The following is a 15,322-nucleotide window of genomic DNA, read 5'->3' on the forward strand; positions in this document are numbered from 1 at the left end:
TCCCGCACCGAACCAAACATGCCGGTCGCCGCACATTTACCTCGCTGCAGCGCGCCAAACCAGAGAGACTGCGCACCTAGCAAGCCTTCTGCCGCACCAATCCTCCTATTTCTTCAGCACATGCTTCTTCCCATGGGAATCCGTTACGATTAACTGCGTGTCGGTAACTTTCATGTCTTTTGCAGTTACATTTAAAACCCTGCTCGTCTTATCATCCAGCAGGCTGTACTTGTAAACGCCTCTTTTATTAAAATAATACATCGTGGAATGGTCAAACAGCACCGAGCTGTTATTTTGACTCACTTGAGCATGCTTAGGAGAAAATCTTACATCATCAAAAATCACACGTGCTTCAAAAGAGTATTCCTCTCTCTGATCTGTGCCGTCCATTGCCGCCGAATAAAGCACAAGCGGATCATCCAGCCACTTATCAGGATTGAAAGTGTTATCAAAATAGCGCTCTTTATTTTTTTCATTCGTATAGAAAATCCGGTCGTTCCAGATAAACATATTGCGGAACGTAAATCCGGAAGGCTGTTTCATGAGTGTCAGGTTCTGCCCGGTAGTTGTAATTTTCATCAGACCGTAAGAAATTGGCAGCTCACTCATCTCACCGACAGAATACCAATAAGGAATGAAAATATCCTCATTATACAAAACCAGCTGGAAGCCAGGGAGCAAGAATACTTGAAATGTATCATCCCTTGGAGCGTCATACGTACTCATGACGACTTCTTCCGCTCCGCTTTTCCTATTCTTTTTGATCAGTTTATATGGATGCTCACCGGAAGCTACCGTGTACATCGAGCCATTCTGTTCGACTGTTTTACCCTTCTGACTGACATACGAATGATAGTCGCTGAGTTTCATCGAATCATCCATCGCACGAACAAGAAATGCCGAGAACTGTGCACGTGTGACAGATTCCGACGGCATATACTTGCCTTTCGAACCGCCCGCAATCCGCTGTTTCGCGATTCCGTTAATGTCCTGGTATGCCCAGTGCGCTGGTGTGACATCTATGAATGTCGGCTGTTTGTCGAGCGGCATATCGTACGCCCGGCGCAGGATGGCGGCCATCTGAGCCCGTGAAGTTTGTTCGCCCGGTCGCATGAATCCGTTATCTCCGCGCATGATTCCCTTTTCATTGACCGTTGCGAGAATCTGGTAGTATGGAGAGGTTTTCGCAACGTCTTTAAACTGAACGGATGTATTTTCCGTCAGAGGAATCTTCAAAGCCTTAATAAGCATAGCCGATGCCTGTGCTCTGGTAATCGGCTGGTTCGGTTTGAACGAGCCGTCTGGATAGCCTCCAATGATATTCCGCTCGGACAAATACATGATTTCATTCTTTGCCCAGTGCATGTCTATACCTGAAAATTGTTTTGCAGCCTGCGCCTCAAATGGCCCAGCTGAAAAAACGAGCAGTGCAGCCAGCAATACGACGGCCAGTTTATTTTTCAATATACTTACCTCCTCTAGTCATTTCTCCAATTCAACTTAGAAACCAGACCGGCTAATCTATATCGCGAGCGGTTGGTTGACGGCTTTTGATGCCGGCCCGGTCCCATCGTCTATCAGTCTTCCAGTTGCCAGTGTCCGGAATTCGTGTTCATTCCCATTTTGAACACATGCTCCGCGACACCCTGCCGTCCATATTGATACCGGATTTCTACTTGATCAGCTGAAATAGCTGTCTCGGTCCGGTAGGCTGCTTCCAGAAACAGCTCCGCTATCCGACTCGATTGCGCCAGCTCTTCTGACCCCGGAAGTTTGTTTTCGCCTAGCAGCTGATCATATAAATACAAATCAAACATTTGTTCAGGCGAGTACTCACTACGCAGATCCCCTGATAAATAATCCAAATAAATGGAATCACTGCTTCCCTCTGAAGCAACGCCGGCCACTTTCCCATAAATCTTATGGACAGGTGTAATCGTCGCTCCCTGTATCGTTTCACTTGCCGGGAAATGATTCAGCAAAAAGTATTCTCGCGCATTCAGCAGCTGATCATAGCCTCCTGCGATCTTGACTCCCATTTTTTCGTAGCGCTCCATAATATCGGACTTCTGAAGCTTCCCATTGATCTTCAGCTGTCCGTCTTTCAGAACGACACGGTCTCCCGGCACCGCAATTACCTCATAATAGGCATCCGCGTAAGTCGGCAAGTGACTCGATGTATTGGTCATCGTGCGTACGATATCTCCAGCTTTATAGACTACCTCGTCATATAAATTCGCTTGGCGCTCAATCACTGTATGATACGAATCGGAACTTCCTTTCAATGAAAATCCTTCTTGATCCACATAATACAACCCGTCCACTTTCTCAAAATGCGGCAGTTCGGCAAACTTCTCATAATCCACCGAAGACAGCTGCTGTTTTTTCTGCAGCGCTGAAATTTCCGCCAAATCATCCAGCGGGTCATATGGCGTACCCCGGCCTTCGTCAGAAGAAAGCTGATTTAAAGGCCCGATGGTAAGGAAAAGCAACAGAGCAACGACGGGAATTGCCGCGCTGACAAACAGGACAGGCCATGAACGCTTCCTGTCTGATGATTGCAATTCATCCCGTACACGCTGTTTAATCCGGCGTTCCTGCTCTGATGTATCGCCCATCATCTGATCGAGTTTATGTTTAAAATCACTCACTGGTTCACCACCTCCTCTTCTTCAAAAAACCCTTTCATCTGCTGTTTAGCCCGTCGCAGCCTGGTTTTCACGGTGTTTTCATTAAGCTGTAAATAATCGGCTATTTCCGCTATGGACTGCTCGTCATAATAAAATAGAATTAACGGCTCCCGGTAGTTCAGCGGCAGCTTGAACAGATTTTTCTCCAATGAAGCCAGACGTTCCTGTTCAATCACGATTTCATCCGCTCCTTTAGTAGAAGTGAAAATCGTTTCAAACACGACATCTTTTTTATGCTTCCAGGAGCGAAGATAATCTTTTGAGCGATTGGCTGTCATTTTGGTCAAATAGGTTTTCAATGAAGCTTCATTTCGGAATTGGTCACTCTTCTGAAAGTACGTAACGAATACCTCCTGCACGATATCCTCCGCCGTCGACCAATTCTTCACGTATAAATAAGCGATGCGCACTAAATAACGCGAATGCTCATTCATCAGTTGATCTATTTCATTCATGTGCGAAAATCACTCTCTTCTATGGCCATGTCATATCCCCGTCTACATACGCAGCAAAATCTTCAAATGACCTTTTTTCGGTTATGCCAAATCGGTTCACTTCATAATTCGACTTATCCATATTTGCATATCCTTCGGTGGTTGTAAAGCCGATTAATAATCCGACTTCTTTCGCCGCTGCAACAAATTCTTCATTATATTGTCCATATGGATAGGCCAATGAAACCGACCCTGGGACAAACTTCAGATTATTTTGCAGATCCGCCACGATTTCTTCTTTCATACGGTGCAGAGCAAGACCTTGCCGGTCACTGTTCAGTTGATGCAGATCATCGGTATGCGCTTCAAATTTAAACACATCTTTCATCTCAATCAAATCATCAGCGTTGACATATTTCAGTAATTCCCCGCCGGCAAACGTCGGCACATGATGCCCTCTATCCAGGCGCGAGGATATAATATGGTGAAGAGCGGTAAATCCATATTGCTTCAAAACTGGATAGGCATATTCTTTTGATGATAATAACCCATCATCAAATGTGATAACAATTGCTTCGTCCGGTACCACAAGCCGTCCCTCCAAATAATCATAGAGTTCACGGGACGTCAGTGCAGTAAAATGATGTTCCGCCAAATAGTTCATCTGACGTTCAAAACTTTCCAATGAAACCGTGCTTAATTCGGTAGTCATCAAATCACGCGGCAGCACCTGATGGTATACAAGCACTGGCAGCCCTTCATCAAATTCAACGGACTGCTTATGTATGTATCCCGGGCGTTCCCCGATTTTGATGATATACCAATCCCCCTGCTCCTGTACGACGGGATAACGATAGCCATCTTCCAGCTGTATCAATATGTCACTTTGCAGGTCTGCTTTTTCATAGACAATCGTCTGACGATTCGTTTTAACTGCACCGAGCCGCTCGCTATTTTTAACGGTTTGCAGCTTCCGTTTTTCAACATTTGCCTGCCCTTTGCGGACATACGCAGACATTTTCCCCAAACGCAGTTCGTAATAATCTTCATCCTCGCCCATAATCGCAACCGGCTGACCGGCTTCCAGTTCTCCGATCTTCACGAATCCGGTTTCTCTCATATACATCGGCTGTCGTTCCTGCAATGTCAATACGTTCTCAAACTCTGTTTTTGATTCATTTTGGATCAGCTGTGCAAAAGCTTTCCCGTGCTGTGTAAACGGCAGTTCCTGCAGCAGTCCGTTGCCCGCAGACCATAAAAATAATCCCCCAAGTATCAGCACCCCAATTATAATTCTCTTCATTCTCCTACCTCCGCTTTCATTCAGGCACCGTACAGACGGAGATATCCAGAAAAAGTTTCAACTCTTTCATAAATATTTATCCAACGGAGAATTACTGACGTTTTGCGTCACAGTGCGTCGGTATGCTCTATTCCCGCGGGCAGCAAGCCGGACATATGGATTCGTTCCAAACCTTCTTTAATCTTCACAGTATACCCTTTTCTGTTTTCATTCATATAGCCGGCTTTTGAACGAATCATCCGCTCAAATACAGCTGATTTTGTCTTATCTGCAGCCAGCCAGTTTTCATAGGAGTAAATTAAATCTTCCAGTGTTAAATGTGTATAGTCTCTGCCGGCAAACTCCCCGTCAGGTGCACGTTTATACCAGATGTCTCCGTCATCCCTGATCCACGCCTTCTCTTCCAGCTGAATCGCTTGCTCAATCGCACTGGCTGTCTCCAAATAGACAGGTTCTCCAAACTCCTGATAGGCCAATAAAAGAATATTCATCCCGCCGAGCAGATGATTCATGGAAGTATGCGTGCGCACTTTCTGTTCCACCGGGAAGTAATCGGGAATATAATAGGCATCTGAACTCACTGCGGTGACATTTCCCAGCTCTTTCTGCTGAACGAGCAAGTCGGCATAGTTTCGTAAACCTTCATTGTAATCTGAATGTCCAAAAGCCTTTCCGCCTTCATAAAGAAACAGCGCAATCTGCTCATTAAAACGGGTATCTACAAAGGGGGCGGTGAAGTCATATAAGTCCTTTAGGTAGGTACTGGTCACTTCCGTTTCCCAAAACGTATTATTTACTCTGAAATTCGCTAAATTGGTGAAGGAATTATGCAGCAGATCTTCGTAGTAGCGTTCCTTTGTCTCGTTGTACAGCAGCATGACGCGGTCTTCTTTCATTAATAATAAGTTGCGGCCGTAGCCGTTTCCTGAAGCGGGCATCGGCTCGATGGTGACGGCCATTTTATTGAAAGCACCCGCAGCAGTATACCAATTATTCCGTTTTTTATAGTTCATGACCGATTCATGCATCCAGGCGTCTCTGCGTTCATTTGTCGAAAACAGCTTATTGGCAGAAGACAAAGTCCATTGATCGATGATATCCCGGCCCTGTGAAGCCAATTCAACTACAGAGACACGCGTAGTTCCTAATAAAATACTGCTGTACACATCCTTTTCATCCAGCAATTCACGGGTATGGCTTGATGCGCCTTGAGCGTACTTCATCTCTAATTCACGGGAACGATAGGATTTTCCGATCATTTCCTGACTCGTACCCTCTTCTGCTGCTGTGTCAAGCATACCGGCTGGAACCGTCGTCAAATCAGCCCCAAACGTTTCATCCGTTTCTTTTTTCATGGGATATTTATCAAATGACTCAAGTGTACTTGACGTTACCCCTTCTTCAATTTGGATTAGATCCGCCCGCACCGGAACAGCCTGCGGATTTCGCAATTCGGCGAAAAAGAAATAATCACCGTTCGGCAGCTCTCGTTTGGTTACCGTCAACATAACGGATTCCAGCCAGCCCACACCATATTTGTATATTTGATCTGTTGCATGCGGGTAGGATTGCGTTTGTTTTGTCAGCAGTTGTAAAGATTGGTCGGAACGCAGATACGTTTTACGGTCGTCAGCCAGCGGCAATTCTATAAATTGTTCAGTATCTGAAATGAAATCAAATTCTCCAATCGTTTCTGTTTCATGGAACGTAACGGCTTTTCTCTCCGCCAATGCGCCCGATTGAATCATTGCCCTATGTATGAATACTGCGAACGTCCCTCTCGTTACTGGCGCCTTCGGATCAAATGACCCATCCGCTTTCCCCGTGGTAATTCCATGCTGTTGCAGGATTTTCACATTATCTTTGTGAGAAACACTGATTGTCCGGTCATCTTTAAAGATGGCAGCGGCCCCCGTATCTTGTAAGTCAAATGCCCGGACGATGACACTCGCCATTTGCTCACGTGTCAGGAGATCGCCAGCTCCAAATGTGCCGTCCGGTTTTCCGGTAAATATGTTTTCCTGATACATGGCCATCGCTCCGCGTAAATAGGCAGATTTTGGTGTGACGTCTTTAAATACAGGCTGATATGGCGTTTCTGGCATGTTTAATGCATTGGCCAATAAATTAGCTGCCTGCCCGCGTGTAATGTTGATGTTTGGTCTAAATTGAAGGTCAGGATAACCCGTGATGATTCCCTCTTCCGCCAGCCGGGTAACTTCCTCTTTTGCCCAAAATGTGTTGTCTATATCCGAAAAACGCTGTGTTTGAAATTCTGCACCGAAATTCAGACGGGGCAGTCCGATGAATATGAGTAAAGTAAATAGCAAGATGATGAAAAGAAGACTCCGCATTTTTTTGAATAAGATTCCCAACATATAAAATCCACTCCGATGCCTTTCATATTCAGAAGTACATAAACGGGTGTTTTTCCTCCTGTTTTCAATTAGGCAACGTACAGACGGAAATATCCGGAATTAGTTTCAACTTTTTTGAAAGCTCGAAAACGACAAAAAACTGCAGACAAACTCTGTGAAGGTTTATCTGCAGTCTTTGCTCTTATAATTTCACTTTTCAAACATCGCTTCCATCAACTCTTCCATTTCTTCAGCCGCCTGCACTTCTGCCTCCTGAATGGCGTCCAGTTCACCGCTTTCCATCGTTTCCACACTGAATTTCTGCGTTTTTTCTTCCACACAGCTGACGTAGATTTCGTATGCTTCCTTCAGTGCGCCGCCTTCTTTTTCAAACGCAGCAGGAATTTCCAGGCCGTTCATCTCCGTATTAATTTGCTTAAATTCTACGACTTTCTTCAGCCACTGCTCCTTCATTGAAGGAATATCCAAATTCCCCTGCTGAATGAATTCCTCAGAAATATTTTCGTATTCCTCTGAAGCAATAATCAGCCGCTCGTGCAATGTAATGATTTTCTGTAAATAAACTTTTCTGCTGATGGTCATTTTATCATCTCCTATTGAAATTATACACCACACGGAAATATTTAATCAGTATGAATCACCATTCATTTATGGTAAAGTTACCTTACTATTCTATTAATATAACAAGGAGTGTGGAAGATGGGTAAATTATCGAATAAAGTGGCAATCGTTACGGGGGCGGCTCAGGGGATCGGCGAGAAAATTGCAGAGCGGCTGCTGGCAGACGGCGCTTCGGTCGCCATGTTGGATGTGAATTTAGAGAAACTTGAACAAACAGCTATAGAACTGGATGGTTCTGGGGAAAGAGCCCGTGTCTGGAAGTGCAACGTGGCGGATGCCGCCGAAGTAAAAGAAACATTTTCTGCCATCTATGAGCAGTTCGGCAGGGTTGATATTTTGGTGAATAACGCGGGCATCACAAGGGATTCCTTCTTCCATAAGATGACGGCGGAGCAATGGAATTCGGTCATAGATGTGAATCTAAACAGCATGTTCTACACTTGCCAGGCCGTAATCCCCGGCATGCGCAATCAGCAGTACGGAAAAATCGTCAACGTTTCCTCCTCTTCCAGCTGGGGCAATATGGGACAGGCCAATTACAGCGCGTCCAAAGCCGGCGTCATCGGATTGACGAGAACGCTGGCTAAAGAAAATGGCAGCAAGCAGATTACCGTGAATGCGATTGCTCCAGGACGAATTAATACCGACATGACAAGAGATCTGCCGGAAGATGTCAAACGAATGGCTACAATGCTGACACCGGCAGCCCGCATGGGAGATCCCGCGGAAGTGGCGTCGGTTGTTTCTTTCCTGGCCTCCGATGATTCGAGTTTCGTCAACGGAGAATGTATTAGCGTCAGCGGCGGGTTTTTGATGGTGTAGACTTTTGCGAAATGTCATGAAACGTGCGCTGCGGCCGGCTTTTGGTGCGCAGCAGAGGTGTTTTGGTGCGGCAAAACTTGACTTACGCGCGCGGACAGTCGACTTTGGTGCGCGCAACGACGGCTTTCGCGCGGTTGAGCGGTGTTTTGGCGCGCGGGGGGTAGCCATCAAGATTCCACGACGAATAAAAATTGCGCTATGATCACCCGCGGGACAATATGATCAAGTTTGCGAATGCTATGATCACGCGCGGGGACTGTATGAGCAGTTGGCCGGGCGCTATGAGCGTGCATGCGGAGTCTATGATCACAATCCCGTATTGAATGATCAACAAATTGCAGAAAGTTGCGCAGCAATTTTCTGCTTGGCACAGCAGAAGTTTCTCCCTTATTCCCGCTACATAAAAAGCGGCCCCAAAAGTCTTCTCGCTCGACTTTTGGGGCCGTTTCTATTTTGTGCAGATTGCACTGCTTCCGAAAGAACGTTATTCATTCGGATCATTTTCTGCGTCCTGATGCGTTTTATGCACCGTGCCTTTTACATGATCAGGCGTTCCGTAGATGGAATACAGTTTTAACGGCTTATCGCCCGTATTCGTAATGTTGTGCCACGTATCTGCCGGAACGATAATGACGTCATCATCGGAGACTTTGCGCTCGAAATCCAACTGATCCTCTTTCGGTCCCATCTGACAAAGCCCTTCGCCTTCTTCCACACGCAGAAATTGCTCAATTCCATGATGGATCTCCAGACCGACATCATCATTCGGCTGAATACTCATGACGGTCACCTGAATTTTATCACCCGTCCAAATCGTTGTACGGAAATTTTCATTTTTCAAAGTAGCTTCCTCAATGTTCAGCACATAAGGTTCTTTTCCGTGATCCTTGTAATCAATTGTCATAATATATCGACCTCCTATATGTATACAATTCTCTTAAAAAGAGGTCTCTAAACATTTATACGGAAATTATATGATATGGAGCTTTACGCGTTCATTCAGACTGGAGAGAATCGGCGAGCGCTCTGCCGCAATGGCTGCGACTTCGGCTACCTTTCCTTTATATGCAGATGAATGCACCTTCAAAGTAATCATCGGCTTCGTTATCCCGCTGTTGCCTTCTTTGATTCCCAAGTATTCCGCCTTGTTGACAGTCCCGTAAAAGACCACTTCTGCGGAATCCACTGTGATTCCCTGATTGAAAGCTTCCATATGAAAGATTACGCCAAAACTGCTGGCTGCGGCAGCGACCATGAGTTCAACCGGCATCACGCGCTCTTCTCCAGGCTTCAGCAAACCTTTGAAGTTCATTTCCTGCAGATCTTTCACTTCCAATGAAACGAGCTCACCTACCACATATTTACAAATCCCTTGCCACTCGCTGATTGCCAAGGAAGGATTTTCTTCTATCTTTTTCTTCATTTCCATCATGATTTCTACTCTGCTCATATGCATTTCCTCCAGTTTGGGTATAGCTTCTTAATATTGCGCCGGAATGCACAGCGATTCAATATGATATCGAATGGTTTTCCGAACCCTTTCCGCATCAAGCCGCTCAGGTTCCAGCAGTGCATGGATCGCAATTCCGTCGATTAATGAATAGAGTCGCTCCACTTCCAGATCCAAATCAAGGCTGTCTTTTAATATAGCTGATCCATTCAAATAATCTATCACTTTTTGAGCCCCCTCCCGAATACTGTCATCCGGTATCGGCAGCTCCTCTTTTCGATGATTCACATACGCAATGAAAGCAAACCAGACTTCCATCTCTGCCCGCGTTTCTTCATTCAGCGGCACAATCTCGTAAAGCACCGCCAGTACCATTTCTTTTGGCGGCAATTTTTGTCTGGCAACTGCTTCAATTCGGGCAGTCGCTCTTTTCTGCACGAGCGTCATTGCATAGACCAGCAAGTCATCCTGGGTCGAAAAATAATGACGCAGCGCTCCAAGCGAGAGCCCTGCCTCCTCCGCAATATTCCGTACTGACGCCCCTTCCATCCCTTTATCCAAAATGACACGCCACATCGCCCGTGCAATTAATTCTTTACGCTCTTCATAATTTACTTGTTTTGCCATATGACTAGTATAGTCTACAATTTGTTTTATAACAATACAGTTGTATTGAAAGGTTTGCCGTGATACGATAATAAAAACAATACAACTGTATTAAATAAAGAGGTGATAGGATGAATTTCATTGCTTGGACGATTGTTGCCTGTGAAATAGGCTTTTGGGTGGTCATCTTGACGGGACTTATTACGCGTTATTTCTTCAATAAAAAACGCCTTGGATTGTTTTTTCTGGCCTTGACTCCAGTCATTGACCTGCTATTGATTATCGTAACCGCTACAGATATGTACAATGGCGCCACGGCGACCCAAGTTCATGCCATTGCTGCAATTTATCTGGGAATCTCCGTCGCATTTGGTAAAAGCATGATTCAGTGGGCTGACGAACGCTTTCTTTGTTACATTAAGAAACAGGGCACAAAACCCCAAAAGAAAACGGGCTATGCGCATGCGCGGCATTCCTTGAAAGGTTCCCTGCAGCATGTGCTGGCATTTATAATCGGAGGCGCTTTTCTTGCGGGGATGATTTATTTTGTTGCAGATGCCGATAAAACGGAGGCTTTGTTGCAGATGCTGAAACTTTGGGCTTTGGTTGCAGCCATTGACGTCGGGATCTCTCTTTCTTATTTTATCTGGCCGCGTGCTGAAAAAGTGAAAAGACCTATGTGAAAAGCCCATTCATTGCGAATCGGCTTTTGTTTTGTTGTTTTAATTTCTGAAACTTGTTCTCGTAATGCGGCTAACTGCATAGACTTACATGTATGGGACAATTAATAGGAGTGAAGGAAATCAGAAAACTCGTATCGATCATGCTGCTGTTGTTACTTGGCATCTTCTGCACAGTACCATCACAAACTGCTTCGGCAGCACAGACAACAGAAATGTATGTAAATGCAAAGGGTGATATCTTTCTGCGTGCAAGTCCAGCTCAACATGCCGATAAGCTGGGTACTGTTCAAAACTAATCAAGTGTAACCGTCTTATCTTCCTCAAATGGATGGTCATATATCCAAGCCGGAAAATCTAAAGGTTATGTGTATACATCGGCATTATCCAAGAAAAACGCTGCACCCGCCACTGTCACAAAGGGATTGACACCTGTGAATGGATTAATCCTCACCTATTCACCATCTTTTCTCGAAGATAAGAGGGAGACATTCTATGTGGAAAAAGAAGATGAGTACACTTTTTTATACAATAAGAAGAACCCAGTTTATCCCGAATTGTCCAGCTTCACATATATTGAAGATCAATATGGGCTGATCATGGGGGTATCCAGTTCAGACTTCCTCTTCGTACATGTTCCTTACCCTTTAACACAAGGTACGTATACAACGCAGATGGGTTTCACAGAAGAAGAGCGGGTCCTGGTAGAGAGCACAACAAAAACGATAAAAGTAAAAGCCGGCAGTTTCCGAAATGTCGTCATTCTTCGTTACTCTGACGGCTCCCGGGAGTATCTTGCTAAAGGTATCGGGATAATTAAGAGTACCGCCGGCAACGGAAAAATCATTACCGAGTTGGTATCTGTAAAGGCTGGAAAATAAACAATAAAAAAATCGCTGTCCCCACTTTTCTCGGGACAGCGATTTTTCTGGTTCAGTCATTCGGTACCACACCGGCTCTAATAACTTTCGCGACGACATCAGCTTTATTGATAACTTTGATAGTAATATCCCTGTCCAAATCCTCGCTGTGCATCAGAAATAAATCACCGTTCTCTGCATCAAACTCTTCCTTATCATTAACCAGCAGACAAACCGGGCCGCTTACACAATAAAAAGCCTGAACAATTTGACGTTTATCCGCATTTGAACTGACTGTTTCGTAATGACTGTCTTTTCCAATAGTAATGGCTTCCAGTTCACCGTCGCAGCCTTCTCCCAGCATGAGATTGAAATCACGCACTTTTCCATAACTCCGCGTAGTCCATCCACCATTGAACCGATCCTGTTCATAAGGCGTTAAATGAACGCGGTGATGTCCTTCATGCTGCAGTGTCATTTCCCCTTCGATCACCATAATTAGTCTGTCTATATCAGGCAGCGGTGTGAAAACAGATTCTTCTGCTTCAACTTGGGCTGCACTAATTCTCCACATAAAATTCCGCTTGGTATATTGTGCATCTTCAGGATAAATAGCTAGCTGCGTAGTATCGCCGCCAGACCATTTATTCGTTATTTGCTCCTCTTTTTTAATTAGTTGTACGGAATAGGACATATCTGCTGTTCTCCTTTTTCATTTTATAGAATTGCATGAGTATAGGGCACAACGACAGCACTTCAAATTTGTCGGAAAGTTTTACCGGTAATGAAACAAGATGTTGTAGAATAGAACTATCCGCTATCTTTACTAAGAAGATATTTCTATATAATACGAATGAAAATATTTCATATCCTACGCGTTTCATTCATTTAACAGGAGGAACTGTAATTGCAAATTATTATATCACATGTAAACACCGACTTTGACGCACTTGCCTCCATGATTGCGGCAAAAAAGATCTATCCCGAAGCGCAACTGGTGATTTCCGATAAGCTGGAAACCCGGGTGCAGCGCTTTTTGAATATTTACCGGGACATGTTTGACTTCATTCCAAGTGCGCATATCAAATGGGAACAAGTAACGGAAATGATTATTGTAGATGTCGCGTCACTGTCCCGGATCGGCAGTCTTCCACAGGACTTTGATCCGAAAACACGGAATATTATCGTCTATGATCACCATCCGAAAGGTGAAAAAGATGTTCAGTATGATGAAGGGGTTGTAGAACTGACCGGGGCCGCCGTCACGCTGCTATTGGAAGAGATCCAAAAACGCGGGCTGCCTGTCTCGAAGTTTGAAGCGTCTTTATTCGGACTGGGCATCTACACGGATACGGGGAATTTCACGTATAACAATACGACAACGCGTGATTTTCAAATGGCGTCCTATCTGCTGGGACAAGGAATGAATATGGAAATAGTTCAGCGTTTTTCAGAACAAACGCTGACAACGGAACAGCAGCATTTATTGGATAACCTTCTCGCTCATACCGAAATTCATGAAGTAGATGGACTGGAAATTGCTGTTTCTACATATGAGCTGAAAAAATTCCAAAATGGACTCGCTTTGCTGACGAGTAAACTGCTCGGCGTAAAAGGGACGGATGCGGCAATAGCCGTCGTCAAAATGAAAACGACAGTCGTTGTGGTAGGGCGTGCCAATTCCGAACGGATCACGCTGCTGCCCATCTTGAAAAAGCTTGGAGGCGGCGGACATCAGCACGCCGGCTCGGCCACGGTAAAAAAAGGTGACAAGGAAGCAATTGTCAGCCAGCTGATTGACGATTTACAACTAATGCTGAAACCTGCGATTACTGCAAAAGAATTGATGAGCAGTCCTGTAAAGACACTCTCTCCCGACACAACGATTGAAGAGGCCGGCCGTCTCATGTACCGCTACGGGCATTCAGGTTATCCAATTGTTGAAAATGGCCATTTAACCGGGCTCATCACCAGACGGGACCTGGATAAAGCCAATCATCATAGGCTGGGGCATGCGCCGGTGAAGGCGTATATGACAACCAGCGTTTACACGATCGGACCCGATACTTCATTGGAAGAAATTCAGGAGCTTGTCATTGCGCATAATATCGGACGCCTGCCCGTTATCGCAGATGGAGAACTTGTGGGAATTGTGACGAGGTCCAATATTATCGAAGTACTGTATAGTGATGTTCTTGCGGATAAAATCATCGAAGAAGGCCTGACAGCAATAGAACTTGCTGAAAAAATGAATAAACAGCTGCCTGAAGATGTCTGCCGGCTGCTGAAGGAAATCGGAGAAACTGCAAGTGAAATGAGTATGCCAGTTTATTTAATCGGCGGGATTGTTCGGGATATTTTGCTGAACAGACCAAATGATGATATTGATATTGTGGCTGAAGGTGATGGAATTCATTTGGCAAGAGGGTTACAAAAAGCTTATGGCGGAGTAGTGCTTGAGCATGAAAGCTTCGCAACTGCAACTTGGACTCATCCGACAGGGTTGTCGATTGATGTTACATCTTCGAGACTTGAGTACTATGAACAGCCCGCCGCCTTGCCTGAAGTTGAGAAATCCGTCTTGGAAGATGATCTGCAGCGGCGTGATTTCACAATCAACGCGATGGCAATCCGACTCAACGAAGAATCCTTCGGTGAATTGATTGACCCGTTCGGCGGACAATATGATCTACAAAGACAAACAATCAAAATTCTACACAATCTCAGTTTCGTCGAGGACCCTACCCGTATTTTCCGGGCGATTCGTTTTGAAGGCCGCTTCGGATTTTCGATGGACGGGCAGACGGAAAAGCTGGCCTTGGAATCCATCGACAAAATGAAACAGTTGACAACACAGCGCATTAATGAGGAAATGATACGTTTGTTTAAAGAAGGCAGACCGCCGGAAGTCATCCGCCGTCTTTTTGAACTGAATGTCTGGCAGCAATTCGGTGTTAAGACGGATCGAATGGAATCTTCCTGTACAGCTGCAGAAGCATTGCAGAAATTGTACGGTGAGAAAGAACAGCCTGTCTGGTTCAATTACTTTTTAATCCCGTTTTATTGCGATTCCAAATTGTACGCGGCGGAAAGATTTGCACTGATGAAGCCGGAGCGGAAATTGATTGAAGAAATCAAAGATCTGTTAGGAAATGAAAAGTGGAAACAGACACAGCACGCAGGTGAATTGCATTTCTTCTTACACGCCTATTCTGATGAAGCCATCTTGTTTATTTTGGCTGTGGGTACAGGAGAACAGCAGGCAGTCCGAGACTATTTAGAGAAGAGGCGAAGCCTGAATAAATACTTGACAGGTGCCGATTTGATGAAAGCAGGGATTAAACCCGGTCCTCTTTTTTCTGAACTTTTGCTGAATCTCGAAGCAAGCCAGTTGAATGGAGAAGTCTCTTCAAAAGAACAGGCAGATCAATGGCTGGAAACGTACTTATGTAAAAATGAATGACAAATAAACGCATGG

The 15,322-nt window shown here is 45.0% G+C and carries 15 protein-coding genes; 5 read left to right on the forward strand and 10 right to left on the reverse strand.

Annotation, left to right across the window (positions count from 1 at the left end; genetic code table 11):
* Positions 1 to 105 precede the first annotated feature (105 nt).
* From NCCP2331_RS17170 to NCCP2331_RS17195, 6 genes are all read right to left on the reverse strand, one after another.
* Entirely contained in the window at positions 106 to 1,464 is a 1,359-nt protein-coding gene (locus NCCP2331_RS17170) for an S-layer homology domain-containing protein (protein ID WP_251671964.1), read from the reverse strand.
* A 113-nt stretch (positions 1,465 to 1,577) separates the two neighbouring features.
* The gene (locus NCCP2331_RS17175; protein ID WP_251671965.1) at positions 1,578 to 2,651 is read right to left on the reverse strand and encodes a S26 family signal peptidase; all 1,074 of its coding nucleotides are present in this window, start codon (positions 2,649 to 2,651) and stop codon (positions 1,578 to 1,580) included.
* Positions 2,648 to 3,145 carry a sigma-70 family RNA polymerase sigma factor gene (locus tag NCCP2331_RS17180; RefSeq protein ID WP_251671966.1) on the reverse strand — a complete coding sequence of 166 codons (498 nt, stop codon included), beginning with the start codon at positions 3,143 to 3,145 and terminating at the stop codon, positions 2,648 to 2,650. The genes NCCP2331_RS17175 and NCCP2331_RS17180 overlap by 4 nt, the downstream gene beginning before the upstream one ends.
* 19 nt (positions 3,146 to 3,164) lie before the next feature.
* The gene (locus NCCP2331_RS17185) at positions 3,165 to 4,427 is read right to left on the reverse strand and encodes a polysaccharide deacetylase family protein (RefSeq protein WP_251671967.1); all 1,263 of its coding nucleotides are present in this window, start codon (positions 4,425 to 4,427) and stop codon (positions 3,165 to 3,167) included.
* A 107-nt stretch (positions 4,428 to 4,534) separates the two neighbouring features.
* Positions 4,535 to 6,805: an S-layer homology domain-containing protein gene (locus NCCP2331_RS17190; protein WP_251671968.1), complete on the reverse strand. Its 2,271-nt coding sequence runs from the start codon at positions 6,803 to 6,805 to the stop codon at positions 4,535 to 4,537.
* Between the two features lie 189 nt (positions 6,806 to 6,994).
* Complete coding sequence (locus NCCP2331_RS17195) at positions 6,995 to 7,387, reverse strand: hypothetical protein (protein ID WP_251671969.1); 393 nt, start codon at positions 7,385 to 7,387, stop codon at positions 6,995 to 6,997.
* Positions 7,388 to 7,504: 117 nt separating this feature from the next.
* Between NCCP2331_RS17195 and fabG the strand changes: the two genes are divergently transcribed.
* Positions 7,505 to 8,248, forward strand: coding sequence for a 3-oxoacyl-ACP reductase FabG (gene fabG, locus NCCP2331_RS17200; protein WP_251671970.1), 744 nt, complete (start codon positions 7,505 to 7,507; stop codon positions 8,246 to 8,248).
* 484 nt (positions 8,249 to 8,732) lie between these two features.
* Here the strand turns inward: fabG and NCCP2331_RS17205 are convergent, their stop codons facing one another.
* From NCCP2331_RS17205 to NCCP2331_RS17215, 3 genes are all read right to left on the reverse strand, one after another.
* Positions 8,733 to 9,152, reverse strand: a complete 420-nt coding sequence (locus NCCP2331_RS17205; RefSeq protein WP_251671971.1) for a cupin domain-containing protein — start codon at positions 9,150 to 9,152, stop codon at positions 8,733 to 8,735.
* A 66-nt stretch (positions 9,153 to 9,218) separates the two neighbouring features.
* Positions 9,219 to 9,698 carry an OsmC family protein gene (locus NCCP2331_RS17210; protein ID WP_251671972.1) on the reverse strand — a complete coding sequence of 160 codons (480 nt, stop codon included), beginning with the start codon at positions 9,696 to 9,698 and terminating at the stop codon, positions 9,219 to 9,221.
* 30 nt (positions 9,699 to 9,728) lie between these two features.
* Positions 9,729 to 10,325 carry a TetR/AcrR family transcriptional regulator gene (locus NCCP2331_RS17215; RefSeq protein WP_251671973.1) on the reverse strand — a complete coding sequence of 199 codons (597 nt, stop codon included), beginning with the start codon at positions 10,323 to 10,325 and terminating at the stop codon, positions 9,729 to 9,731.
* 110 nt (positions 10,326 to 10,435) lie between these two features.
* Here NCCP2331_RS17215 and NCCP2331_RS17220 point away from each other — a divergent pair, with 110 nt between their 5' ends.
* From NCCP2331_RS17220 to NCCP2331_RS17230, 3 genes are all read left to right on the forward strand, one after another.
* The gene (locus tag NCCP2331_RS17220) at positions 10,436 to 10,987 is read left to right on the forward strand and encodes a hypothetical protein (protein ID WP_251671974.1); all 552 of its coding nucleotides are present in this window, start codon (positions 10,436 to 10,438) and stop codon (positions 10,985 to 10,987) included.
* A gap of 92 nt (positions 10,988 to 11,079) precedes the next feature.
* The gene (locus tag NCCP2331_RS17225) at positions 11,080 to 11,283 is read left to right on the forward strand and encodes a hypothetical protein (RefSeq protein ID WP_251671975.1); all 204 of its coding nucleotides are present in this window, start codon (positions 11,080 to 11,082) and stop codon (positions 11,281 to 11,283) included.
* A 198-nt stretch (positions 11,284 to 11,481) separates the two neighbouring features.
* Positions 11,482 to 11,865 (forward strand): hypothetical protein, encoded by a 384-nt coding sequence (locus NCCP2331_RS17230; protein WP_251671976.1) that lies wholly within the window; start codon positions 11,482 to 11,484, stop codon positions 11,863 to 11,865.
* Between the two features lie 52 nt (positions 11,866 to 11,917).
* Here the strand turns inward: NCCP2331_RS17230 and NCCP2331_RS17235 are convergent, their stop codons facing one another.
* Positions 11,918 to 12,538, reverse strand: coding sequence for a HutD/Ves family protein (locus tag NCCP2331_RS17235; protein ID WP_251671977.1), 621 nt, complete (start codon positions 12,536 to 12,538; stop codon positions 11,918 to 11,920).
* 213 nt (positions 12,539 to 12,751) lie between these two features.
* Between NCCP2331_RS17235 and NCCP2331_RS17240 the strand changes: the two genes are divergently transcribed.
* The gene (locus NCCP2331_RS17240; RefSeq protein WP_251671978.1) at positions 12,752 to 15,307 is read left to right on the forward strand and encodes a CBS domain-containing protein; all 2,556 of its coding nucleotides are present in this window, start codon (positions 12,752 to 12,754) and stop codon (positions 15,305 to 15,307) included.
* Positions 15,308 to 15,322 lie beyond the last annotated feature (15 nt).

This window comes from Sporosarcina sp. NCCP-2331 (assembly GCF_023707945.1).
In the GTDB taxonomy this organism is placed as follows: domain Bacteria; phylum Bacillota; class Bacilli; order Bacillales_A; family Planococcaceae; genus Sporosarcina; species Sporosarcina cascadiensis.